We start from the raw sequence: 23,567 nt of genomic DNA on the forward strand, positions 1-23,567 counted from the left end.
CAGGAGACTTCTTCCCCGCGCACAAGCGCGCCCGGATGCTCGGATTCATCCTCGGCGGCGAAATGATCGGCACCGGCCTGGGATTCGCCGCCTCCAGCCTGATCGCGGAGTCGCTCGGCTGGAGGTTCTCCTTCTGGTGGCTCGTCGTGCCCGGCGCGCTGGTCGTGTGGACGGTCACCCGGCTGCCCGAACCGGCCCGCGCCGAACAGAGCATGCTCCAGGCACAGCCGGACCCGGACGCCCGCACCCGGGACGGGCAGACCTCGGACAGTAAGGGCAGCGGTGCGGGTGAGGAGGGCAGCGGTGACGGACTGGCCGGGCAGGCCGCGGAACGCGCGGGCGTGCGACCTGTGGCACATCTGGTGCTGCACGAGGACCCCCGGAAAAAGCCCCGATGGTGGGCCATCCGCTATGTGCTGCGGGTACGCACGAACCTCGTACTGATCACGGCCTCGGCCCTCGGCTACTTCTACTTCACCGGCCTGCGCTCCTTCGCCACCGTGTTCGTGACCGAGCACTACGGTGTCAGCACTTCCCTCGCCGGGTCGCTGGTGCTGCTCGTGGGCGCGGGCGCCCTGGTCGGGGTCTTCGTCGGAGGGCGCGTCGCGGACCGGCTGCTGAGCAACGGCTGGATCACCGCGCGGATCCTGGTGCCCATCGCCGGCCTGGTCGGCGTGCCCCTGCTCATCGCGCCGGCCCTGCACACCAGCGCGCTGCTCGCGGCGCTGCCGTTGTTCATGGCCGGTGCCGTCCTGCTGGGGGCGGTCAACCCGCCACTGGACGCCGCGCGGCTGGACATCATCCACCCCTACATGTGGGGTACCGCAGAGGGCGTACGGACCTTCCTGCGCACCCTTGGTGAAGCGGCCGCTCCCACGGTGTTCGGCTTCGTCTCCGTCGCGGGCTTCGGTGGCGGCGGGACAGGGCTGGAGTACACCCTGATGGTCTTCCTCGTCGCTCTTCTCGCTTCGGCGGCGCTGGGGCTGACCGCGCTGCGCACCTATCCACGAGACGTGGCCACCGTGAACGCCTCCGCGAAAGAGATCAGCGCGGGCTCCCGTTCGGCCGGCCGGAGCGGCCCTTCGGACTGACTGCTGCAGCGTGCCGAGGGGCGGAGCAGGAGGCGGCTTCGGTTCCACGACCCCTCCCTCCACACAACCGTCCCGGGGTTGCCGTTCTCGCATACGATGTTGCTCATGACGCAGGAAGGTGGAGAGCTGGACAGCCTCGTTCGCAAACGGATCCGCGCGCTGCGCGTCGCGCAAGGCTGGTCCTTGGAAGAGCTGGCCACCCGCGCCAACCTCAGCCAGTCCTCACTGAGTCGTATCGAGAACGGTCGGCGCCGCCTTGCGCTGGATCAGCTCGTCATCCTCGCCCGCGCCCTGGACACCACGCTCGACCAGCTCGTCGAAACCGCCGCCGACGATGTCGTCATCAGTCCGATGATCGACGGCGCCCACGGTCTGATGCGCTGGCCCATGAAGGGCGATCCCGGCGTCAGCGTGGTGCGCCAGCGGATGACCGAACCGCCGCCCGACAATCCCGCGCGTATGCGTGCCCACCCCGGCCGCGAATGGCTCGTCGTCCTGTCCGGCACCGCGCGCCTGATGCTCGGCCACCGCCGCTTCCGCATCGAGACCAATCAGGCCGCCGAGTTCCCCACGATGCTGCCCCACGCGATCGGAGCCGAGGGCGGACCGTGCGAGATGCTGGGCATCTTCGACCGCGACGCCCGCCGCGGCCACCAGTACGACGCCGGCGACCGTGCTCCCTCGGGCGCCCGTGAGTGACGGCGCGGGCCCGCGCCACGGGCCGGCAGACGCGGTGTCTTGCGCGACAGGCAGCACGGAGAGCCATCGTCTTGCGTAAACCGAAAGCAGCCGTGCCGCCGGCGCAACACCGGCCTAGCGTGCCTGTATGACCCAAGCGCACCAGCACACCACCCACCCCGGCCTCCAGCACGATCACCACCAGGAGTACGGCGCCGACGCCGAGGGCCAAGCGGAGATCCTCGACCTGGACGCCGAGGTTCTCGCCGAGCACACGGCCTCCATCACCGCATGGCTGCCGCTGAAGAGCGACCCGCGCCGGATCGTGGATCTGGGCTGCGGCACGGGGGCGGGCACCTTCGCCCTGCTCGACCGGTTCCCCGAGGCGCACATCACCGCCGTCGACACCTCCGCAGGACACCTCCAGCGCCTGCGCGACAAGGCAGCTGCCCGGGGCGTGCGGGAGCGGGTGCTCACCGTGCGGGCCGACCTCGACGACTCCGGCTGGCCCGACCTCGGCTCCCCGGACCTGGTGTGGGCCTCGGCCTCGATGCACCACATGGCCCACCCCCCGCGCGCTCTGCGCAACGTCCACGACATGCTCGCGCCCGGCGGCCTGTTCGCCGTCGTGGAACTGGCCGGCTTCCCCCGCTTCCTGCCCGAGAACGCCCCGGAGGACAGGCCCGGCCTCGAAGAGCGCTGCCACGCCGCGACCGACCGCTTCCACGCCGAGCACGTCCCCCACCGCGGCGCCGACTGGGGGCCGATGCTGACCGCCGCCGGGTTCACGGTCGAAGGCGAACGCACCATCGCCGTCAACATCGGAGGCTCCCGCAGCGGAGCGGTCGGCCGCTACGCGCTCGGCAGCCTGCGGCGCATCCGCGGCACCGCCGCCCGGGCGCTCTCCACCGAGGACCTCGCCGCGCTCGACCGACTCCTCGACACCGGCAGCCCGCACAGCATCCTGCGCCGGGACGACCTGGCGGTGCGCACCGAGCGCACCGTGTGGGCCGCGCGCCGGATCTGATCCTCGGCGTCTTCGGTCGCCCGTCAGGCAGCCCGACACGGCCCGACGCGACGCGACGTGGCGGGACGTGGCGTGGCTGTCGTCGGGCGCCCCGCCGAAGCAGTCGAGAAGCCGGGGGAGCGTGCGAGTCCCGGCTCCGGCCCAACTGATGGCCGCTGTCAGGCCGAGAGAGCCGGCTCGGCCTGGGCCGCGTCCGCGTCCGGGGCGCACGCCGCCGCCAAGACATCCAAGGACACCTGCAGCGTGGCGGCGAGAGCGGCGACGGTGAAGAAGGCCGGAGTCGGTGCACGTCCGGTTTCGATCTTGCGCAGCGTCTCCGCCGAGACGCCGGCCGCCGCGGCGACTTCCACCATGCTGCGGTCGCCCCGTGCCTGACGCAGCAGTGCGCCGAACCGCTCACCGCGTTCCCGTTCCCACGGAGTCAAAGGAGTCCTCACCATGCTCGTGATACTAGAACCGGTATAGGAATCGGAGCCTCGAACGGGCGTCGTCGCGCTCCGGACGCACATGTGCGTCCCAATGCCCCCGCATCACCTCTAGGGAGGCGTTTTGTCAGGATCTTCTTGATCGGGCCCACCTGCGCGCATTTTGCTTGCTCCGCATCGACTCGCCCCTCAAGGGAGGAGACCTTTCGTGGCCGTCCGAATTCCCGCGCGTCAGCTGGGTTCCGCGCTTGCCGCCGCCCGAGGGTGGGCAGATCGCCACGGCCAAATTCAACGGGGCGTCCGACGCGCCCATGTCGTGCGTGGTCGGCGGGGGCGACGTCCCGACCGAGGGCGCAGGCACGATCGAGTGGAAGACCAAGGACGGTAAGAGCCTCAAGAGCACCCTCTCGCTGACCATCTCCGGGCAGATGTTCCCAGCGCCGCCGTCGACGGGAGCGTCACCGGCGGTGCCTTCGCCGGCGCCAGGCTTCACGGCAAGTTCCGCGTGGATCTGCTCAAGGAGGGCATCGACTGTGCCGGGCAGTCGTTCTTCGGCGGACTGAAGCAGGCACCTTCGACGGCTCCTTCAGCATCAACGGCTGAGGCCGTTACGGCTCGCGTGGCGGGCGGCCGTGCTCGTCCGTCCGTCACGCCGCGGTGCCCGACTTCGCCGCTCGGCGGGCACGTCACACGCCCTGCACCCCACCGGTCGGTTGACTGAGAAGGGGTGAATCCATGGCGGCGAATACCCGTACGGGTGAATCCGGGAAGCCGGGCGTGATCTGTGGCCTAGGCTTCAGCCTGCGTATCCCGCTTCCCCGGAGAGGAAACGAATCCTATGCCCGTACTTCCTGCCTTCATGGCGGGTATTCTCGTATCCGCACTCGCGAAGAAGGTGGCCAAGCCTGCTGTCCGTGGTGTGGTGAAAACATCGCTGAAGCTGGCCGCGGATACCCGTCGGGCCGCTCACGAACTCAACGACGAACTGCGTGATATCGCTGCCGAGGCGGGCGCCGAGGTTGTTCTGGACGACATTGCCGAGCCGGAGCGGAAGACGGTTCCCAAGAGCCGCTCCGCCACGTCGAAGGCACGCTGAGTCCACGGCGCGCAGGGGGGCGCACGCTCTCCGGCGCCGATCCGCCACATGGCGTGAGCCGGGCGCCGTTGCCCTCGACGGGCAGCGGCGCCCACTTCGCTCGTCGGGCTCAGCCCCGGTCGCTCACGGTCGGGTTCTCACGACAGTTTGCTCTTGAGCATGTCGAGATAGAAGGGCAGCCGGTCCACGGCCCTCTTCGCCACCGGGAACACCTGAACGGTGTCGTTCACAAGATCGGTCACCGTCAATGTGTACCGCCCGTCCTCGTGCCGCACCTGGGCGGAGTAGAGCACGTCGTCCGTTGTGGTCTCTGTCTTCTGGGACATGGGTCCTTCCAGATCGGATCCGCGCGTCCGCGCGTTTCCTAGAAAATAACAGCCTCAATTTTCCCAGCGGCCCCGCCTTTCACAATGGAACGGAAAAGCTCGATATCGACCGTTGAATACTCGAAAGGGTGAAAGGGATGGGCCGCCCTGGCTGGGTGCTCGTTGTGCCCCTTATGCTCGAAATGGCAGAGGGTCCGCGAACGGAAAAGGTCTGAGAGGAACGAATCGCCATGCCTCCCGTATTTCCTGTCTTCATGGTCGGAGTGATCTCCGCTCCACTCGTCAAGAAGGTACTCAGGCCGGTCGTCCGAGGCGCTGTCAAGACGTCGGTGAAATTGGCCGCGGACGCGAAGCGCGCCGCCCACGAGGTGAACGAGGGGCTGTACGACATCGCCGCCGAGGCGAACGCGGAAGTCCTCGGCTCCAAGGAGCAGCCCGCCGAGGATCAAGGGCAGAGCGGCAAGAAGCCCCGACCGGGCGCGGCGAAGGCGAAAGTGAACGCCTGAGGGCGGTACGCCACCGCACTCCGCGTCCTCCGTCGGACCCCGCCGCCCAACTCCGGCCACGCGACTCCACTGCGCGCCGTCGGTCCACGCAGTCGCCGTCTGCGCGCCGGCGCCAGGAGCGGCCGGGCCGGTGACCGGGTGCAGAACCAACGCCGGAGAAATGCTGTCGCTCGTGCGGTGATACGCGTTGGTCCTCAGGTCGCGCGCTGCAAGGCCAACAATGCGGACCGGCCCGGTGGTACGGATTCGGCCTTCATGATTTCGGATATTACGAAATCGGATCAACGGCTTGTAAGGTTGCCGCTTCGGTCCGCCCGGTTCGTGCCGGGTCCGTTCGTGCCGGTGGAGGGATCCGGTCGGCCAGTGGGCTCTCAGTCGGGCTTGCGGGCCAAGGCGCCGTACATGGCGATGTCCTCGTCGCATACGGGCTCGTCGTCCGGACCGGGGCGCCACTTGTGGACCTGGACCACGCCGGGATCCACCAGTTCGAGACCGGTGAAGAAAGCGGACGCCTCCTGATGTGTCCGCAGCGCCATCGGCATCCCCTCCGCCGCGTACTGCTCGGCGACACGACCGACCTCCTCCGGCGCGAAGTCGGCGGTACCGATGGTCGCGGCGAGATAGCTGCCGGCCGGTAGCGGTTCCAGCAATCTGCGGAGCAGCCCGTGGTCGTCGTCCGAGGGGTGGATGAAGTGCAGCATCCCGATGACCAGCAGCGCGATCGGCTCGTCGAGGTCCAAGGTGGCTCGGAACTCGGCGGAGCCGAGGATGGCGTCCGGGTCCCGCATGTCCGCGTGGACGTAGGTGGTGCGACCCTGCGGGGTGCTGGCGAGCAGCGCTTGCGCGTAGTTCAACACGATCGGGTCGTTGTCGACGTAGACGACCCGGGCCGTGGGCTCCACCTCCTGGACAACCTCGTGGAGGTTGGGAGAGGTGGGCAGGCCGGTGCCGATGTCCAGGAACTGCCGAATTCCCCGTTCGCGCGCGAGGTAGCGGCTCGCGCGCAGCATGAAAGCCCGGTTGGCCCTCATATGCACCGGCAGCGCGGGCCAGACCTCGATCATGGCGTCACCGGCCGTGACGTCGGCCTCGTAGTGGTTCTTCCCGCCCAGAATGTAGTCGTAGACCCGCGCGGAGTGCGCCGTGCCGGTGTTGAGCGGCCGCTGCCCGTCCCCGATTTCCGCCATCTGTGCCCCACGCAATCCGCCCCGGTGGTCCGCCGGGGCCAACGATCTGTTCACCGCCACTCTACGGCGGCCCTCCGGGCGGGCAACGGCGAGGGCAGCCGGCACGGTGCCGTGCCGCGCACCTCAACCTCCGTGCGGCGTACGTGACTTGAGGTACCGGGCCGGCCGGACTCCGCTTCCGCAGGCGGCGGCGCGCCGGATCAGGCCGGAACGACAGGAGGCGGCCGCCCGCGGGGGCGGCCGCCGGGTGTGCGCGCGAGGGCGGGGCCGTGGGACACCCGCCCTCACCGGCCCTCGGACTTCGTCAGAGGTCCTTGGCCTTCTCGAAGAACTCCTCGAAGGACAGAACGCCGTCGCCGTTCCCGTCCCGTGTCTTCACGATGGCCTCCGCGAGGCCCACGGTGTAGTGCCGGTCTCCCAGCTCCACCATGGCCTGCTGGAACTCGACCGGGGTGACATAGCCGTCGCCGTTCCGGTCGAATTTGTCAAAGGTCTTGCGTGCGTCCTCTATTCGGGCCACGGGAGCCTCTACCTCCGAGTGAATGTATCGATCACGTGCCCATCGGCACGTTCCCCGTCACGCTATCCCCGCCACGTGCGGGCGTCTCGGCCGACCCTGGCTCGGTACGTGTACGCCACCCCCGCCTGTGGTAAGCCGGGAAGGCCACGGCTGAGCAGGCCGCAGCCGGGCGAAGCCCGGAGGGTCCGACCTCCGACCGGACCCGGGCAGTGGAGCAGAACCGATGAGGGGACGTACGCAGCATGCCGATCGAGGGTGAGTACGAGCCGAGCCCCGAGCAGTGGGTGCGGGACCAGGTCGAGCTGTACGAGCGCTCAGGTGGTACCGAGGGCACGACGATGCGGGGTATGCCCGTCGTCGTCCTGACCACCAAGGGCGCCAAGAGCGGCAAGGTCCGCAAGACGCCGCTGATGCGGGTGGAGCACGACGGGAAGTACGCGGTGGTGGCATCACTGGGCGGGGCACCCACCCACCCGGTCTGGTATCACAACGTGGTCGCCGACCCCCGCGTGGAGCTCCAGGACGGGCCCGTGCGGCAGGACATGACGGCGCGCGAGGTCACCGGCGAGGAGAAGGCCGTGTGGTGGAAGCGTGCCGTGGAGGCGTATCCCGACTACGCCGACTACCAGCGCAAGACCGACCGGGAGATTCCGGTCTTCGTTCTGGAACCCAACCCCGGCGGCCACTGACCGCACCGCGGGCGGCACCGACGACGGGCGGTACGAACAAGGAGGCCGAAGGCCGATGGGTGAACAGTACGGACCGGCAGGGGTGAGTGTGCCGGACTCCCGACTGGCCGCGGAGGCCACCGAACTGGTGCGCGACACCACCGGCGATCTGATCTACGACCATTCGCGCCGGGTGTACTTCTTCGGCAGCCTCCTGGGACGCGCCCGCCGGCTCGACTTCGATCCGGAACTGCTCTATGTCGCGGCGCTCTTCCACGATGTGGGCCTGGGGGAGCCGTTCCACGACAGCGGGCGGCGCTTCGAGGTGGACAGCGCGGAAGAGGCCCGCCGCTTCCTGGAGGCCCGCCGGGTTCCCGAGGGCGCCGTCCGGCGCGTGTGGACGGCGATCGCCCTGCACACCACCCCGGGCATCCCGGAGTTCATGGAACCCGAGGTGGCGTTGGTGACGGCCGGTGTGGAGTACGACGTGCTCGGCCTCGCGTACGACCAGATCGACGCGGCGGACCGCGAGGCCGTGGTCGCCATGCACCCCCGCCCGGCGTTCAAGCAGCGCATCCTGCGGGCGTTCGCCGACGGTGTGGAGCCGAAGCCGGAGACGACGTTCGGCAATGTGAAGGCCGACGTCCTCGCCCACTACGACCCGCACTTCCGGCGTGGCGACTTCGTCCGCGCTGTGCTGGAGTCGCCCTGGCCGGAGTGAGCAGCGGGCCGCGAGGTACCTCGCGGCCCGCGGGCACGACCCGCCGGGGGCGGTCCGCCCCGACTGCTCCTCGCGGGTCAGGCCGCGGCGGTGCCGCTCCAGGCCGCGTCCGCCGCGTCGAGGGCGCGGCCCCGCGCGCTCCCGGCGCCGGCCACACCCAGCGTGTGCAGTCCGGTGGCCAGGGCCCGCACCGAGTCCAGCACCAGCGTGCGCTCGGCCGCCTGTCCGTAGTGGTTGACGCGCAGCACCTCCGCGGCCAGCGGCCCCGCGGCGGCCTGCAGCGGTACCCGCGCGTCGGCCTTGAGCGCGGCGGCCACCACCTCGCGCGCGTCCACGCCCTCCGCCGGTGCGCGCAGCGTCGTCGCCGCCGGGGCCGCGTCCTGGTCCCGCACCACGTAGGGGTCGAGTCCGGGCAGTTCCCGTGCGCCCGCCCGTACCGCGGCCGATGCCGCCCGGTGCCGGGCGATGGACGCGTCCAGGCCTTCCGCGGCCACGCGGTCGACGGCCTGCTCCAGCGCCAGCATCTCCAACTGCGCCGGGGCGTGCGGCAGTGCCGTCCGGCCGCCGTCGAGCCAGCGTTCCTTCCAGTCGAGCAGTGACAGGTACGAGCGGCGCGGCGCCTGTTCGTTCGCGGCGATCCGCTCCCATGCCCGCGCGCTGACCGACACGGCCGAGACCCCCGCGGGGCCCGCCAGCGCCTTCTGGCCGCCGATGACGCACAGGTCCACTCCCCAGGCGTCGGTCAGCAGCGGCTCGGCACCCACCGACGCGACCGCGTCCAGCATCAGCAGCGCGCCATGCTCGCGCACCACCGCACCGATCTCCGCGACGGGGTTGGTGTTACCGGTCGCCGCCTCGGCATGGACGAGGCTCACCAGACCGATCTCCGGGTTCTCCCGCAGCGCCCGGGCGATCTGCTCCGGGGTGACGGCACCGCTGAACGGCGCGGTCACGGTGACGACCTCAGCACCGCACGAGCGCAGCCAGCCGCCGAACGTCTCCCCGTAGGGCCCGGTGATCACATTGAGGGCCGTGCTGCCGCGCGGTGCCGCCGAGCGGATGCACGCCTCCAGTGGCAGCAGCGCCTCACCCTGCATCGCCACGACATCGCAGCGGGTCCGCAGCAATGAGGCGATCTTGTCCTCGACGGCGGCGAAATGCTCCGCGGAGAGCGGGGGCAGATCCAGCAGGGACGGGTGCTCGGTGTTCGCAGTCACGGTCGCCTTCCAGCCATGACGGGCCGCATCCTGCCACGGCCCCGTTACCGCCCGACCCTACGTCCGCGGTCGGCCGGCCTCGCGTTCACCCCTGGCGCGTCCTGCGCCGCCGCCTCCCGGCCCGCGTCCGGGCACCCCCGCCCCCGCCGCCCCGGACCAGCGTCACTCCGTCGGACTCATCAGCAGCAGCGCCACGTCGTCGTGGTTGTCCGGGCTGCGCAGCGATTCGAGGAGGTGGTCGCAGACGGCTTCGAGGGAGCGGCCGGAACCGGCCTCGGTGCGCAGCAGATCCAGCAGCACTTCCAGCCGGTCCTCGATGTCGTCGCGCCGGGTCTCGATCAGCCCGTCCGTGTACAGCACCAGCAGGTCGCCCGGGTGGAGGTCGACGGCGACGGTGCCGTGCTCGCCTCCGCCGATGCCCAGCGGCGGGCCCGTGGGCAGCTCGACCAGCCGGGGCTCGCCCCGCGCGGGCACCAGCACGGGTGGCAGATGGCCGGCGGACGCGACCCGGCACCGGTGGCGGTGGGGATCGTAGACGGCGTACAGGCAGGTGGCGAAGTACGGGTCGAGACCGGCGGTGATCTGGTCGAGGTGGCGGAGCACGTCGCCCGGCGACAGCGCCAGCCGGGCCAGCGTCTGGGTCGCGGTGCGCAGCCGTCCCATGGTGGCGGCGGCGGTGACGCCGCTGCCCATCACGTCGCCGACCACCAGCGCGGTGCACTCCTCCGCCAGTTGGAGGACGTCGAACCAGTCGCCGCCGATCTCGCTGTGTGCTCCGGCCGGTTGGTAGCGGGAGGCGATGCGCAGTCTGGTGGAGGTGGTGGCAGGCGTCGGCAGCATGCTGCGCTGCAGGGTGAGGGCGATGTTGTGCTGCTGCCGGTAGAGGCGGGCGTTGTCGATGCAGACGGCGGCGCGGCCGGCGAGCTCGCAGGCGAGGATCGTGTCGTCGTGGTCGAACGGCTTGGGATTGCGGGTGCGCTTGAGATCCAGCGCGCCCAGTACCTCGCCGCGGGCGATCAGCGGGACCGCGAGATAGGAGTGGACGCCCGCGCGTGCCAGCAGAGCGGCGGAGTCCTCGTCGCGGGCGATGCCGCGCAGGTCCTCCGGCTGGACGGCGGGCACGGCGACCGGCTGACCGGTGGCGACACAGCGGGTGATGAGCCGCTCGGCGCTGTAGCGGGCGACCTGGCCCGGTGGGTCGGCGGCCTCGGCCGCGACGGTGGGGTAGGCGGAGACCAGCGCGAGCGCGCGGAAGGTGGCGGTCTCCTCCTCGGGGATGCGGACGGGCTGGTCCCGTACGGCGGCGTCGAGCACATCGACGGCGACGATGTCCGCCAGCTCGGGCACGGTGATCTCGGCGAGCTCGCGGGCCGTCTGCTCCAGGTCGAGCGTGGTGCCGATGCGTACGGACGCTTCGGCCAGGTGCGAGAGGCGCTGTCGGGCCTGCTCGGCCTGGATCGCCGCCTTGTGCCGCTCGGTGATGTCGGTGACCGAGATGGACAGCCCCAGCGGCCGTCCGCCGGAGTCGTCGAGCCGGTAGACGGAGACGGACCAGGCGTGGCCCTCGCCCGCCGGGATCTCGCCGCCCACCACCTCCCGGTCCATGACCGGCTCGCCCGTCTCCAGGACCCGCCGCAGCACGGCGTCGGCGTCCCTGGCGTGCGACGGGGGCAGCACCTCGCGGACGGTCCTGCCCAGATGCTCCTCCTCACCGATCCCGTCGAGTCGGGCGAGGGCGGGGTTGACGGAGACGTACCGCAGATCGGTGTCCAGGACCGCGATCCCTATGGGGGACTGCTGGATCAGCAGCGTCGAGAAGGCCAGGTCGCGCTCGACCTCGCGCAGCGCGGCCCGGTCGGTCACCAGGCCCAGCGCGTAGACGGCGCTCTGGTCGTCGTGGAGCCGCATGTTGCGGAACTCGAAGAGCCGGACCCGGCCGTCCTTGCACTTGACGGGGAAGATCCCCGCCCAGCTCTTCCCCTCCCGCATCACCTGGTCGAACAGGCGGAGCACGAGTTCGATGTGCTCGTCCGGTACCAGCAGCGGGGCCGCGTACCGGCCCAGCGCCTCCGCCGCCGTATACCCGAACAACTGCTCGGCCTGCGGGCTCCACAGCACGATCCGCCCCCGCTCGTCCAGCACCACAGCACCGACAGTCAGCACATCCAGGAGCCCGCCGGGCGGGGAGAGGCTCACCCCTACCGCGCCGTCGGCGTCCTCCTCGGGCGGCTCCTCGCGGTTCCTCACGACGACGGCTACCTCCCTGGCCCGGGCCGTACCCCTCCCATCCTCCCTCCCGGACCGCGGGAGTGCCCCTCGACGGCGCGCGGCGGGACGGGAAGCCCCCGTCCAGCGGAGCCCGCCGGGCGACGCGTCAGCCGGTGGCCGCTCCGGCCCCGGGGGCCGGGGTGTCCGTCCCCTCCGGCGGCCCCACAGGATCCGCCGGACGGGCCCGCTCGAAGTAGTGGCGCGCCCGCTCGTGTGCCGCCACCGGGGCGCCGAGCGCGTCGAGCCCCAGCAGGGCCGCACCCAGCACCGGGCGGGCGCGCACCACGCGGGGGAGGGCCCGAGGCGCGCGCTGCCCGAGGAGCCGGGTGATGCGGTCGTCGAGGAGGGGGTGGCCCGCGGCGAGGATGCCGCCGCCCAGCAGCACCGGAACCTCCTCCTCCAGCAGGTCCAGCCTGCGCAGCGCCACCACCGCCATGGTGACGACCTCCTCGGCCATCCGCGCCACCAGCGAGTCCGCGACGGCGTCGCCCCGGGCGGCCACCTCGAAGAGCACCGGAGCCAGCTCCAGCCGCCGCGCGTACGGGATACGGCCCAGGTGCACCGCCTCGATCAGCGCGTACATCGAGTCCAGCCCGAAGTGTGCGGGCAGTGCCGTGCGCAGCAGGGTCGGCTCGCCGCGGCCGTCCTCGGCGCGGGCCGCGTGCCACAGCGCCTCCTCACCCAGTCCTCCGCCGCCGCCCCAGTCACCGGAGAGCCGCCCGATGGCGGGAAAGCGCGCGGTGCGCCCGTCGGGCCGCATACCGACGCAGTTGATGCCCGCACCGCACACGACGGCCACCCCGCGCGGTGCCGCGTCCCCGTCGTGGGCGGTCAGCCCGGCTCGCAGCACCGCGAAGGTGTCGTTGTGCACGGTGACCCGCTCGCCCCAGCCGCGGTCGGTGAGCGCACCGGCCAGCTGCGCCTCCTCCACGGGCAGGTCCGCGTTGGCCAGACAGGCCATCACCTGGCGTACCGGGGAAGCGGCCGGGGCGGCGGCCCCGCCCCCGTCCTGCCCGGCCGTCGCGCGCGCTGCCGCGTGGGCCCGTGCGACGGTCTCGGCCAGTACGTCCACGGCGGCGGTGACCCCCACCGTGGGGGGCCGGAAGCCGCCGCCCCGTGCGGTGCCGAGCACGCCGCCGTCCGCGCTCAGCAGCGCGACATCGGTCTTGCTGTTGCCCGCGTCGATGGCGAGCACGGCCGGGGCCGGGTCCGCCGGGCCGCGCCGACCCGCCGGGGGTGCCGCCGTACGGGTGGCGGGGGGTGTCGTGGGACGGGGTCGGCTCAGGCCCACGCCAGGTGCTCCTTGTTGTGTGCGAGGAGTTGGTCGGTCAGCTGTTCGGCGTACTCGAGCTGGCCGACGAGCGGGTGGGCGAGCAGCGCCTTGAAGACCCGGTCGCGGCCACCGTGCAGTGCCGCCCGCAGAGCCAGCTCCTCGTAGGCGGTCACATGGGCGATCAGCCCGGTGAACTGCGGATCGAGGGCGGGCACCGGCAGCGGGTGGGCGCCGTCCCGGTCGATGCGGGCCTGGGTCTCGATCACCGCGTCGTCCGGCAGGAAGGGCAGCGTTCCCCGGTTGAGGGTGTTGACCGCCTGGTGGGTGCTGCCGCCCTCGCGCAGCAGTGAGGCGGCCAGGTCGACGGCGGCCTCCGAGTAGAAGGCGCCGCCGCGCCGGGCCAGCAGCTCGGGCTTGGTGTCCAGGGCCGGGTCGGCGTACATCTCAAGCAACTGCCGCTCCAGGGCGGCCACTTCCGCCGCACGGGTGGGCTTGTCTCGCTGGGTGCGCACCACTTCGTCGTGCGCGTAGTAGTAGCGCAGATAGTACGAGGGGACGACACCGAGGCGGTCGACCAGTGTGCGGGGCAGGTGCAGATCGTCGGCGACGGCCTCGCCGTGCTCGGCCAGGAGCCTGGGCAGTACGTCGGTGCCGTCCGGGCCGCCGAGGCGTACGCCCAGCTCCCAGGTGAGGTGGTTGAGTCCGACGTGGTCCAGGTGCACCTCGGCGGGGGCGACGTCGAGCAGCTTCGCGAACTTCCGCTGGAAGCCGATCGCCACGTTGCACAGGCCGACCGCTTTGTGCCCGGCGGCCAGCAGCGCGCGGGTGACGATGCCGACCGGGTTGGTGAAGTCGATGATCCAGGCATGGGGGTTGCCGCGGCGGACCCGCTCGGCGATGTCGAGGACGACCGGCACGGTGCGCAGCGCCTTGGCCAGGCCGCCGGCGCCGGTGGTCTCCTGGCCGACGCAGCCGCACTCCAGCGGCCAGGTCTCGTCCCGCTCCCGGGCCGCTTGCCCGCCGACCCGCAACTGGAGCAGTACGGCGTCCGCGCCGTCCACGCCCGCGTCCAGGTCGGCCGTGGTGGTCACGGTGCCGGGGTGGCCCTGCCGGGCGAAGATGCGCCGGGCCAGGCCGCCGACGAGCTCCAGCCGTTCGGCGGCCGGGTCGATCAGCGCCAGCTCGTCGATCGGCAGCACCTCGCGCAGCCGTGCGAAGCCGTCGATGAGTTCGGGGGTGTAGGTCGAGCCTCCGCCGACCACTGCGAGCTTCATATGTCTCAGCCCTTTACTCCGGTGAGGGTGACGCCTTCGACGAAGGCCTTCTGTGCGAAGAAGAAGACGATGATGACCGGCGCCATGACCAGCAGCGTGGCCGCCATGGTGAGGTTCCAGTCCACGCTGTGCGCCGATTTGAAGGACTCCAGCCCGTAACTGAGCGTCCAGGCGCCGGGGTTCTGTGCCGCGTAGATCTGCGGTCCGAAGTAGTCGTTCCAGCAGTAGAAGAACTGGAAGAGGGCGACGGCCGCGATCCCGGGCTTCGCCATCGGCACGATGATCCGCAGCAGCGTGCGCAGCTCGCCGCAGCCGTCGACCCGGGCCGACTCGATGTACTCCCTGGGGATCGTCAGCAGGAACTGCCGCAGCAGGAAGATGGAGTAGGCGTCACCGAAGGCCATCGGGATGATCAGCGGCCACAGCGAGCCGGACAGATGGAACTGCTGCGCCCACACCAGATACATCGGCACCACGATCACCTGGGGCGGCAGCATCATCGTGGAGATCACCAGCAGCATCGCCGTACGTCGGCCGCGGAAGCGGAACTTGGCGAGCGCGTACGCCACCGGCAGGGACGAGCACACCGTGAAGAGGGTGCCCAGCAGCGCGTACATCAGCGAGTTGCGCCACCAGTCCAGAAAGCCGGGGGTACGGAAGACCGTGGCGTAGTTGTCCCAGTGCCAGGAGGTCGGCCACAGCTCGCCGCTCATGGCCTGGCGGTCGCTCATCACCGAGGTGAGGAAGACGAAGACGAACGGCAGCACGAACGCCAGCGCCAGCGCGACCGCGGTGGAGTGCACCGCGATCCAGTGCAGGACGCGGGTGCGGCGGGCACGGCGGAGCGCCGCGGTGGAGCCCGGAGAGGGAGTGCGGACGGGCTTGCGGGCTTCCGGGAGCCGACCGGCCGCGGTCGCGGGCACGGTGGCGGCCTGGGCCGCTGAGGGGGTCGGTGTCGTCATCGGGGTCAGTCCTCCGCCGACAGCAGGCCGCTGCTGCGGCGCATGAGCAGGATGGTGACGGCCATCGCGATTGCGAACAGTACGAGGGAGAGCACGCAGGCGGCGCCGGTGTTGAAGTTCTGGAACCCCAGCTGGTACACGAGCTGCGGCACGGTGATCGTCGAGTGATCGGGGTAGCCGGGCTGAATGACCGTTCCGGGACCGATCGTGACGCCGGAGGCGAGTTTTCCGGCGACGAGCGCCTGCGTGTAGTACTGCATCGTCTGCACCACGCCGGTGACCACGGCGAACATCACGATCGGGGTGATGTTCGGCCAGGTGACGTAGCGGAACCGGGCCCAGGGGCCCGCGCCGTCGAGCTCGGCCGCCTCGTACTGCTCCTTGGGCACGTCCAGCAGCGCGGCCATGAAGATGACCATCAGGTCGCCGATGCCCCACAGCGACAGCATCACCAGCGAGGGCTTGGACCAGGCGGGGTCGTTGAACCAGTTCGGCGCGTGGACACCGACCTTCGAGAGCAGTTCGTTCACCGGCCCGGTCGCCGGGTTGAGCAGGAAGACGAAGGCCACCGTGGCCGCCACCGGCGGTGCCAGATACGGCACGTAGAACGCCGTGCGGAAGAAACCGATCCCGCTCTTCAGCTTCGTCACCAGCAGTCCGACGCCGATCCCGAAGACCACGCGCAGCGCCACCATCACCACGACCAGCCACAGGGTGTTCCACAGCGCGGGACCGAACAGCGGCATCTGCGTGAACACGTACGACCAGTTCCGCCAGCCCACGAACTCCGGCTGCTTGATCTGGTTGTAGTGCATGAACGAGAAGTAGCCGGTCGCGATCAGCGGGTAGCCGAAGAAGACCGAGAAACCCACCAGCCAGGGCGACAGGAAACCGACCGTGCGCAGCCTGTCCCGCGCCTTCTTGCGGCGCAGCCGCGGGTCCACGCCGCCGGCGCCGCCGGGGGAGAGGGAGAGTGCCATGCCGGGCTCCTAGTTCCGTGCCTGGAGGGTGTCGGCGTCGATCTGCCGGTCGAGTTCCCGCAGGCCCGCGCCGAGGTCGGAGACCTTGCCCGCCTCCACCGAGTAGGCGAAGTCCTGCAGGGCCGTCACGTACTGGCCCCCGGTGGTGGAGGGCGGCAGCGCCTGGCTGTGCGGGTTCTTCGCGATCCGCAGGAACGTACGGAAGGCCGGGTCGGCGTCCAGCCGCGGGGAGCTGAGCGCGGCCTTGGTGGAGGGCACGTTGTGGATCGCGTTCGCGAAGGACACCACCTGGTCGGTGTCCGTGGTGAGGAACTTCAGCAGCTCCCAGGCGGCGTTCTGGTGCTTGCTGCTGTGCGCGATACCGGCGACCGTTCCGGTCAGATAGCCGCGCCCGTAGGTCTCGGCCTGGTCGTCGGGCACGGGCAGCGGCGCCACCCCCCACTCGAAGTCGGGCTTCGCCTCCTTCAGCATCAGCCCGCGCCACTCACCGTCCATGTGCATCGCCAGCTTCCCGGTCATGAGGCCGCTCTGCTTCGACATCTCGTCGCCGAAGCTCTGCCGCAGCCGCTCCAACGCCCGATAGCCGCCCTGCGCGTCGGACAGCTTCCTCATCGTGCGGAAGAACTGCCGGGTGCGTGGCTCCTTCGCGAGGCGGGCCTTGCCGTGCGCGTCGAAGTAGCGCGGCCCCCACTGTGCGAACAGCCGGTCCGGACTGTTCTGGTACAGCCGGAAGTTGGGCATGAAGCCGGCCCGTTCGACCCGGTCACCGTCGCGCTCGGTCAGCTTGGCCGCGACCTTCCGGAACTCGGACATCGTGCGGGGCGGGCGCTCGATGCCCGCCTCGGCGAAGGCGTCCTTGTTGTAGTAGAGCCCGAAGGCGTCGGCCAGCAGCGGCAGCGCGCACTGCGTTCCCTCGTACCGGGTGTAGTCCAGCAGGGTGCGAGGGAAGACCTTCTTCTTGTCGATGCCGCTCTTCTTCAGGAACGGGTCGAGATCGACCCACATCCCCGAGTCGCAGTACTGGCCCACGTTGTTGGTGGTGAAGGAGGAGACCACATCCGGTGCCTTGTCACCGCCCGCGCGCAGCGCCTGGTTGACGGTGGCGTCGTTGACGTTTCCGGTCGCGTCGACGTGGATGTTCGGATGCAGCTTCTCGAAGCGCTCGATGCTCCGGTCGAGCGCCTCGACCTCACCCGGCTCCGACCAGCCGTGCCAGAACTTGAGGGTGACCGGGGCTTTCGGGTCGTCGTCGGCGCTGCCGACGCTCGGGTTGGCGCAGCCGGACAGCAGCAGCCCGGCGGCGAGCAACGCGGCCGGCCAGGCGCGCAGACGCGGAGGCGGCATGGCGGTCTCCTTCTCGGAAGAACGATGAGGAAGAGGAGGACGATAAGGACGGGAAGGGGTGGGCAGGGGAGGGCAAGAACGGGGAGAAAGGGGCAAAAGAGAGGGGAAGCCGAGGAAGGGGCGGGAGGGCCGGGGCCCGGAGGGTGAGGTGGGGCGGCCCGGCCTCAGGCGGTGTCGAACACCTCGTCGCGCGCCTGCGCCAGCGCGGACAGCAGGGCGCCGCCGAGGATCGGGTCGTCCGCCACCTCGCTCAGTCGCAGCAGCGGCCTGGGCAGCGCCAGCCCGGTCAGCTCACGTTCGACCAGCGCGCGCAGCTCCTCGCCGCCGGTTCGCGCCACGGCACCGGAGAGGACGACGAGTTGCGGGTCGACGACCGCGACCACCGCGGCGATGCCGTTCGCCAGCCGGCGTGCTGTCTCCTCGCGGACGGACAGGTCGGCAAGGGCTTCGGCCAGCGGCTTCCCGTCGGCCAGCCGGCGTACCGCCGGCACCGACACCAGGCTCTGGAAGCCGCCGCCCGCGTTGGCCGCCGCGTACTCACCCGGGCCGCCCCGGGCGAGCGGTGCGCCGGGCAGCGGCATGTAGCCGATCTCGCCGGCCCCGCCGGTGGCCCCGCGCAGCAGGACGCCGCCCACGACGATCGCGGCGCCCGTGCCGTTGTCCACCCAGACGAGGGTGAAGTCGTCGTGGTCCTGGGCCGCGCCCGCGTGCTGCTCGGCCATGGCGGCGAGGTTCACATCGTTCTCGATGGTCACCGGGGTGCCGAGCACCTCGGCCAGCTCGGCGCGGAGGGTGCGGGAGTGCCAGCCCGGCAGGTGCGGGGCGTAGCGCAGTTCGCCCGACCGCGGATCGATGGCCCCCGGCGTGCCGATGACCGTGGTGTGCGGCTCGGTGGAGCCGAGCCCGGCCTCCCGTAGGGCTCCGTCGACGGCCTCCTTGACCAGCTGCGCGGTGCGGTGCCGGACGTCCTCGGCCACCGAGTCCGCCTCCACGCGGGCCCGGCCGACGACGGTGCCGGTGATGTCGGCGACGACTGCGGAGATGCCGTGCGGGTCGGCCGAGAGTGCGGCCACATGGGCGGCCGTGGGCTCGATCTCGTAGAGCAGCGCGTTGGGACCGGGCCTGCCGCTCTCCTTGCTGCGGGTGCGGACCAGGCCCGTCTCCTCCAGCCGGCCGAGGAGTTGGGAGGCGGTCGGTTTGGACAGACCGGTCAACTCGCTGATCCGGGTGCGGGTGAGCGGTCCGTGGGCCACGAGCAGATCGAGTGCGGCGCGGTCGTTCATCGCCCGCAGTACACGCGGGGTGCCCGGCGTTCCCGGTATGCCGCTCGGGCTGGTGTGTGTGGCCATGGTGGAGGAGTGCCCTGTCTGTCCGGGCCGTCCCGGCGTTCGGCGCGTGGACGGCATTCGTTAGGAAACTTTCCTATCGATGCCGGGAACCTAGAACCCCGCCCAGCGCCACGTCAATGGCCCGTGCGCGGAAAAGTTCCGACGCGCGGATCTGCCGCGCCCCCTGGTCGGTGGGCGCGGCAGACCCGGGGGGCCGGATATCAGCCCGTCGCTGTCCTCTTCGGCTGCGTCAGGTCGTAGAAGGTGGTGTCGCCCGCCTTCACCTCGGTGTAGTTCTCCGTCACCCACGAGCTGATCGACGAGGACGTGCCGCGGCCTCCTCCGGGACCACCCTGCGAACCGGCGACGAAGTAGTGGATCCGGCCCTGGGCCACGTACTTCTTGAACTGCGCGAGGGTCGGGTAGGGATCGGTTCCGTTGAAGCCGCCGACGGCCATCACCGGAAGGCCGGTGGCGAGTTGGTAGCCGGCCGCGTTCTGCGAACCGGTCGCTGCCGCAGCCCAGGTGTACGAGGCGGCGTTCTTGCGCAGCAGCGCCTCCGCCTTCGCGGAGACCTCGCTGCCGTTGAGCAGTCCTCCCATCCCGCCGCCGGGGCCGCCCGCCCCCTCGCGCCGGCCCGGCCCCTGAGCGCCGCCGCCGGGCGAGGGCGGCATGCCCCGCTGAGCGCCGACACCCTGGCTGCCGCCGTTCCCGGCGCCGGGCGTACCCCGCGCACCACCCTGACCGGGCACCGCGCCCTGTCCCGGGCCGGGCCTGCCCTTGTTGCCGCCGCCTGGCACGCCGGGTGGGCCGCCCCGGCTCACCGCGGGGCCCGCCGTGACGATGGAACCGGTGTGCGGCGTGTTGACGGTGCTCAGCGTGAACGCCACCGGCCCGGCGACCGCGGCGAGCAGCGCGAGCGCGGCGACCGCCACACCGGCCGTGCGCGGCAGCACGTTGGCGGCCAGCAGTCCGCAGGCCGCCACCACGCCCACGGCCGGCACGGTCCAGCGCAGCCACGGCAGCCAGTCCGTCGCCCGGCCCAGCAGGACGAACGACCACACGGCGGTCCCGGCCACCGTCGCCGCCAGCACCGCGCTCCAGCGGAAGCGGCCCCGCTCCCGCCACAGCGCCGCCGACCCCATGGCCACCACGGCAGCGAGGTAGGGCGCGAGCGCGACCGTGTAGTACTCGTGGAAGATGCCGGACATCAGGCTGAAGGTGGCGCCGGTGATCAGCAGCGAGCCGCCCCACAGCAGGAACGCGGCCCGCAGGGCGTCGGTACGCGCCGCCCTGCGGGTCAGGATCAGGCCCACGACGAGGAGCAGCAACGCGGCCGGGAGCAGCCACCCGATCTGGCCTCCGATCGTGTCGCCGAACAGCCGGCCCGGCCCGGTCCGACCCCACATGCCGCCACCGGCGCCGCCGGGGCCCCGGCCGCCGCCGACGCTGCCGGTCTCGTCGCCGGTGAGGCGGCCGAAACCGTTGTAGCCGAAGGTCAGTTCCAGGAAGCTGTTCTCCTGCGAGCCGCCGATGTACGGCCGCGAGGAGGCGGGCCACAGCTCCACGAGGGCGACCCACCAGCCCGCCGAGACGACGGTGGTCAGCCCGCCGCACAGCAGCTGCCCGATGCGGCGACGCAGCCCGGTCGGCCCGCAGACCAGATACACCAGCGCGGCAACCGGCAGGATGAGCCACGCCTGCAGGGCCTTGGCCAGGAAGCCGGCGCCGAAGCAGGCGCCGGCCAGCACCAGCCACTTGGTGCGGGCGTCCTCCACGGCCCGGCCCAGGCACCACAGGGCCGCCACCATGAGCAGGCACAGCAGCGCGTCCGGATTGTTGAAGCGGAACATCAGCGCCGCCACCGGGGTCAGCGCCAGCAGCGCCCCGGCGAGCAGGGCGGAGGCCGGTCCGGTGCGGCGGCGTACGGCGGAGTACAGCAGGCCGACGGAGGCGACGCCCAGCAGTGCCTGCGGTACCAGGATCTGCCAGGAGCCGAGGCCGAAGAGCCGTACGGACAGGGCCATCGGCCACAGCGCGGCCGGTGGTTTGTCGACGGTGATGGCGTTGCCCGCGTCGAGGGAGCCGAACAGGAACGCCTTCCAGCTCACCCCGCCGGCCTGGGCCGCGGCGGAGTAGAAGGAGTTCGCGTACCCCGAGGCGCCGAGGCCGTACAGATACAGCACCGCGGTGGCGGCCAGCAGCGTCCAGAACGCGGGGCTCTCCCAGCGTGGTCGCCCGGCCCGTCGGTGCCGTGACCGGGCCCGGAGCCGGTGGCCGAGGCTGCCCCGGTGTCCGGCCGCGGAGCCGGTGCCGGTGGGCGGCGTGTCCGCGGCGCTGCCGGAGGGGGTGAGGGTGGTCATGCTGAGGTCCGCTCTCTTTCGGGTCCGTTGTGGCGCGGCGGCCGGCCTGCGGGGGCGGGCGGCGGTGGCGCTGCCTGGCTGGGCATGGACCCGAACATCGCGAACGGCGCTGTCATCCACCTGTGCTGAACCTGTGCGGCGACTGTGAGTCGAGGGGCGCCGGGACCCGGATGTTCAGGCCGCGCCGTCGCGCCCCTCGGGCCCGTACCAGTCGACGCACAGCACGAGCGCGTCGTCCTGGAGCGGGCCCTCGCCCCGGTGGACGGCGAGGTCGCGGAAGACCGCGCTGGGCACCTGGGAGGGGGGCAGCAGCCGGTTGGCGGTCAGGGAGCGGGCCAGGGCGTGGTCGCCGAAGGGCTCGGCGGCGCGGGACAACGGCTCGTAGACGCCGTCGGTCGCCAGCAGCAGCCGGTCGCCGGGCTGCACGCGGAAGTGTTCGGTGACGTAGTGGGTGTCCTCGAACATGCCCAGCGGGAGTTGGGCGTCGAAGACCAGGTTGTCGACCTTGGCGTCCCGGCACAGCCATGCGCGGGGCGAGCCCGCCTCGACGATCTCCACCTCTCCGGTGGCGAGTTCGAAGCGGAGCAGCACCGACGAGACATAGGCGGAGCCCCGGTAGTGGGCGTACACGGCCTGGTCGGTGAGGGCCGCCTGGTCGGCCAGGCCGAGGCCGGCGCGGCGTGCGTTGCGCATCGCGCCGACGGCGAGGTTGGTCAGCAGCGCTGCCTCGACTCCCTCGCCCATGCCGTTGGTGACGGTGACGGTCAGGTGCTCGGCGGAGACCGACCAGTCGAAGTTGTCCCCGGAGGTGGAGTAGGCCGGCTCCAGGTGGGCGCCGAGCGCGAACTCGTGCCGCTGGAAGGAGTGGCCGGGCAGCAGGTGCCACTGCATCTCGGCGGCCACGGTCAGCCGGGTGGCCCGCCGTGCTCGCTGGTAGAGGTCCGTGTCCCGGTCGGCGACCGTGATCTCGTGGCCGAGCGCCTCGCACAGCCCCGCCAGTTCCGGCAGGAGGCCGGCGGCGTCCGTACCGCCGGGCAGGGTCACGGACAGCACCCCCAACCGGTCGCCCCGCGCGCTCACCGGCAGGTGCACCGTCACGGCGCCGGTCGCCCGGTCGGTCAGTACGACGGGCTCGGGCGCCCGCAGGGCCCGGCCCTGGGGGCTGCCGTGGATGGGGAGCGGCTCGGTGGTGAGCGGCACGGGCTCCACCAGTTGGAGGGATCGCATACCGTAGTCGGCCAGGCGCAGCTCGGCATCGACGGCGTCGTAGTGCTCTCGCAGCGCCTCTGTGGCGACATCCATCAACGCGTGCGGGGCGGCGGCGCGCAGGGCCCGCTCGACGACGGCGAATCTGTCCACGTCTCCTGCTTTTCTGGGTGCCATATGTGCAGCGGCCGGGCAAGGGAGCACTGCTTCCCCACGAGTCGGCACGCACATTATCGTCGCATGGAAACATTCGCCGAATGACAACAGAACGTTCGCGGCCCGCCGATGCCTCCGGGGCAGCGGCGCTCTGCCGGTGCGGGCCTGTCCGAGGAGCGCATGGAGAGATAAGCTCTGCGTGGCCCTTGACAGCGGCGAGGGAGCCTCGCGGAACCGGGCGGCAAGACTGCCGAACTTGTGGAGTGAAACGTGACGTCGACCCCCGCCATCGACCGGTTGCGTCGGTTCGGAGCGGTGCAGTGACGGGCGAGAATCCCCAGGGCCGGGGCCAGGCGCGGCGCCGTGGGGCGAACGAGGCGGCCGGCACGGCCGGTGAAGTCATCGAACTGCTCGAAGTGCTGTGGGAGCACGGCCGCGACGCGGTCTCCTCCTCGCCCGTCTCCGCTTCGCAGTTGCGGGTTCTCTACTGCCTCGACCGTGACGAGGGCATGAACCTGCGCACCCTGGGGGAGATGCTGGGCTCGGCCCCCTCCTCGGTGAGCCGGTTGTGCGACCGCCTCCAGGCGCTGGGTTTCCTGGAGCGGCTGCCCAGCCAGGTCAGTCGCCGCGAGCTGGAGCTGCATCTGACGCACCAGGGCAGGAAGTATCTCAGCGATCTACGCCTTCGCCGCGAGGAAGCCCTGACCACGACCCTGGCCGCGATGCCGCCGAGAGCGCGCAACGTGCTCTACGAGGGACTCAAGGCCTTCCGTGACGCGGCCGAGGGCACGGCGCCCGCCCACCGGCTGAGCGCGCTGAAGGACGTCGACGACCGCTCCGCCTGACCTGCTGTCCGGCCCCTGCCGCCACCGGGTCCGGGTACGACCGGTGGTCCGGCGCCGGACGAGGGGCGATCCATCTCCGCCCCGCGGTGCCGCGTCGGGCGCTGGC

22 protein-coding genes are annotated in these 23,567 nt (G+C 71.4%); 8 read left to right on the top strand and 14 right to left on the bottom strand.

Annotated features, from left to right (window positions below):
* The 3 genes from KBY19_RS22780 to KBY19_RS22790 all read left to right on the top strand — a co-directional run.
* Window positions 1-1,091: MFS transporter (locus KBY19_RS22780; protein ID WP_210966579.1), on the top strand; the 1,091-nt coding region annotated here is incomplete at its 5' end.
* A 105-nt stretch (window positions 1,092-1,196) separates the two neighbouring features.
* A complete protein-coding gene (locus KBY19_RS22785; protein WP_185016153.1) occupies window positions 1,197-1,790 on the top strand; it encodes a helix-turn-helix domain-containing protein in 594 nt (197 codons plus the stop codon).
* 127 nt (window positions 1,791-1,917) lie between these two features.
* Window positions 1,918-2,796, top strand: a complete 879-nt coding sequence (locus KBY19_RS22790; RefSeq protein ID WP_099877890.1) for a trans-aconitate 2-methyltransferase — start codon at window positions 1,918-1,920, stop codon at window positions 2,794-2,796.
* A gap of 158 nt (window positions 2,797-2,954) precedes the next feature.
* On the opposite strand, the gene KBY19_RS22795 is transcribed toward KBY19_RS22790, so the two are convergent.
* Window positions 2,955-3,236, bottom strand: coding sequence for a helix-turn-helix domain-containing protein (locus KBY19_RS22795; protein WP_099877887.1), 282 nt, complete (start codon window positions 3,234-3,236; stop codon window positions 2,955-2,957).
* An 823-nt stretch (window positions 3,237-4,059) separates the two neighbouring features.
* On the opposite strand from KBY19_RS22795, the gene KBY19_RS22800 reads away from it, so the two are divergent.
* Window positions 4,060-4,317: a DUF5132 domain-containing protein gene (locus tag KBY19_RS22800; RefSeq protein ID WP_247691306.1), complete on the top strand. Its 258-nt coding sequence runs from the start codon at window positions 4,060-4,062 to the stop codon at window positions 4,315-4,317.
* Between the two features lie 137 nt (window positions 4,318-4,454).
* On the opposite strand, the gene KBY19_RS22805 is transcribed toward KBY19_RS22800, so the two are convergent.
* Window positions 4,455-4,643, bottom strand: coding sequence for a hypothetical protein (locus KBY19_RS22805; RefSeq protein WP_099877881.1), 189 nt, complete (start codon window positions 4,641-4,643; stop codon window positions 4,455-4,457).
* 230 nt (window positions 4,644-4,873) lie between these two features.
* Here KBY19_RS22805 and KBY19_RS22810 point away from each other — a divergent pair, with 230 nt between their 5' ends.
* Window positions 4,874-5,149 (top strand): DUF5132 domain-containing protein, encoded by a 276-nt coding sequence (locus tag KBY19_RS22810; RefSeq protein WP_099877878.1) that lies wholly within the window; start codon window positions 4,874-4,876, stop codon window positions 5,147-5,149.
* Window positions 5,150-5,520: 371 nt separating this feature from the next.
* Here KBY19_RS22810 and KBY19_RS22815 read toward each other — a convergent pair whose 3' ends face one another.
* Together KBY19_RS22815 and KBY19_RS22820 are read right to left on the bottom strand one after the other, a co-directional pair.
* The gene (locus KBY19_RS22815) at window positions 5,521-6,336 is read right to left on the bottom strand and encodes an SAM-dependent methyltransferase (RefSeq protein ID WP_185016151.1); all 816 of its coding nucleotides are present in this window, start codon (window positions 6,334-6,336) and stop codon (window positions 5,521-5,523) included.
* Between the two features lie 304 nt (window positions 6,337-6,640).
* Window positions 6,641-6,856, bottom strand: coding sequence for an EF-hand domain-containing protein (locus KBY19_RS22820; RefSeq protein WP_210956532.1), 216 nt, complete (start codon window positions 6,854-6,856; stop codon window positions 6,641-6,643).
* Window positions 6,857-7,098: 242 nt separating this feature from the next.
* Between KBY19_RS22820 and KBY19_RS22825 the strand changes: the two genes are divergently transcribed.
* Both KBY19_RS22825 and KBY19_RS22830 read left to right on the top strand, forming a co-directional pair.
* On the top strand, window positions 7,099-7,545 hold the full coding sequence (locus KBY19_RS22825) for a nitroreductase family deazaflavin-dependent oxidoreductase (RefSeq protein WP_210966580.1): 447 nt from the start codon (window positions 7,099-7,101) through the stop codon (window positions 7,543-7,545).
* Between the two features lie 55 nt (window positions 7,546-7,600).
* Entirely contained in the window at window positions 7,601-8,245 is a 645-nt protein-coding gene (locus tag KBY19_RS22830) for an HD domain-containing protein (protein ID WP_210956530.1), read from the top strand.
* Between the two features lie 77 nt (window positions 8,246-8,322).
* Here the strand turns inward: KBY19_RS22830 and KBY19_RS22835 are convergent, their stop codons facing one another.
* The 10 genes from KBY19_RS22835 to KBY19_RS22880 all read right to left on the bottom strand — a co-directional run bounded on the left by KBY19_RS22835 (window position 8,323) and on the right by KBY19_RS22880 (window position 22,613).
* A complete protein-coding gene (locus tag KBY19_RS22835) occupies window positions 8,323-9,462 on the bottom strand; it encodes an aminotransferase class V-fold PLP-dependent enzyme (RefSeq protein ID WP_210966581.1) in 1,140 nt (379 codons plus the stop codon).
* 162 nt (window positions 9,463-9,624) lie between these two features.
* The gene (locus KBY19_RS22840; RefSeq protein ID WP_210966582.1) at window positions 9,625-11,709 is read right to left on the bottom strand and encodes a SpoIIE family protein phosphatase; all 2,085 of its coding nucleotides are present in this window, start codon (window positions 11,707-11,709) and stop codon (window positions 9,625-9,627) included.
* Between the two features lie 127 nt (window positions 11,710-11,836).
* Window positions 11,837-12,925, bottom strand: coding sequence for a BadF/BadG/BcrA/BcrD ATPase family protein (locus KBY19_RS22845; RefSeq protein ID WP_307842593.1), 1,089 nt, complete (start codon window positions 12,923-12,925; stop codon window positions 11,837-11,839).
* A gap of 86 nt (window positions 12,926-13,011) precedes the next feature.
* A complete protein-coding gene (locus KBY19_RS22850; protein WP_099877859.1) occupies window positions 13,012-14,277 on the bottom strand; it encodes a 6-phospho-beta-glucosidase in 1,266 nt (421 codons plus the stop codon).
* Between the two features lie 5 nt (window positions 14,278-14,282).
* Entirely contained in the window at window positions 14,283-15,239 is a 957-nt protein-coding gene (locus tag KBY19_RS22855) for a carbohydrate ABC transporter permease (protein ID WP_099877856.1), read from the bottom strand.
* A gap of 5 nt (window positions 15,240-15,244) precedes the next feature.
* Window positions 15,245-16,219, bottom strand: coding sequence for a carbohydrate ABC transporter permease (locus KBY19_RS22860; RefSeq protein WP_099877853.1), 975 nt, complete (start codon window positions 16,217-16,219; stop codon window positions 15,245-15,247).
* Window positions 16,220-16,228: 9 nt separating this feature from the next.
* Complete coding sequence (locus KBY19_RS22865; RefSeq protein ID WP_210966583.1) at window positions 16,229-17,563, bottom strand: ABC transporter substrate-binding protein; 1,335 nt, start codon at window positions 17,561-17,563, stop codon at window positions 16,229-16,231.
* A 164-nt stretch (window positions 17,564-17,727) separates the two neighbouring features.
* Window positions 17,728-18,912 carry an ROK family transcriptional regulator gene (locus KBY19_RS22870; protein WP_210966584.1) on the bottom strand — a complete coding sequence of 395 codons (1,185 nt, stop codon included), beginning with the start codon at window positions 18,910-18,912 and terminating at the stop codon, window positions 17,728-17,730.
* A gap of 200 nt (window positions 18,913-19,112) precedes the next feature.
* Window positions 19,113-21,254 (bottom strand): glycosyltransferase family 39 protein, encoded by a 2,142-nt coding sequence (locus KBY19_RS22875; RefSeq protein WP_210966585.1) that lies wholly within the window; start codon window positions 21,252-21,254, stop codon window positions 19,113-19,115.
* 174 nt (window positions 21,255-21,428) lie between these two features.
* Window positions 21,429-22,613, bottom strand: coding sequence for a PP2C family protein-serine/threonine phosphatase (locus tag KBY19_RS22880; protein WP_180289549.1), 1,185 nt, complete (start codon window positions 22,611-22,613; stop codon window positions 21,429-21,431).
* A gap of 323 nt (window positions 22,614-22,936) precedes the next feature.
* Between KBY19_RS22880 and KBY19_RS22885 the strand changes: the two genes are divergently transcribed.
* Window positions 22,937-23,461, top strand: a complete 525-nt coding sequence (locus tag KBY19_RS22885) for a MarR family transcriptional regulator (RefSeq protein WP_210956526.1) — start codon at window positions 22,937-22,939, stop codon at window positions 23,459-23,461.
* Window positions 23,462-23,567: the final 106 nt, after the last annotated feature.

It is taken from the genome of Streptomyces sp. B15 (assembly GCF_018070605.1).
Taxonomy (GTDB): domain Bacteria; phylum Actinomycetota; class Actinomycetes; order Streptomycetales; family Streptomycetaceae; genus Streptomyces; species Streptomyces smyrnaeus.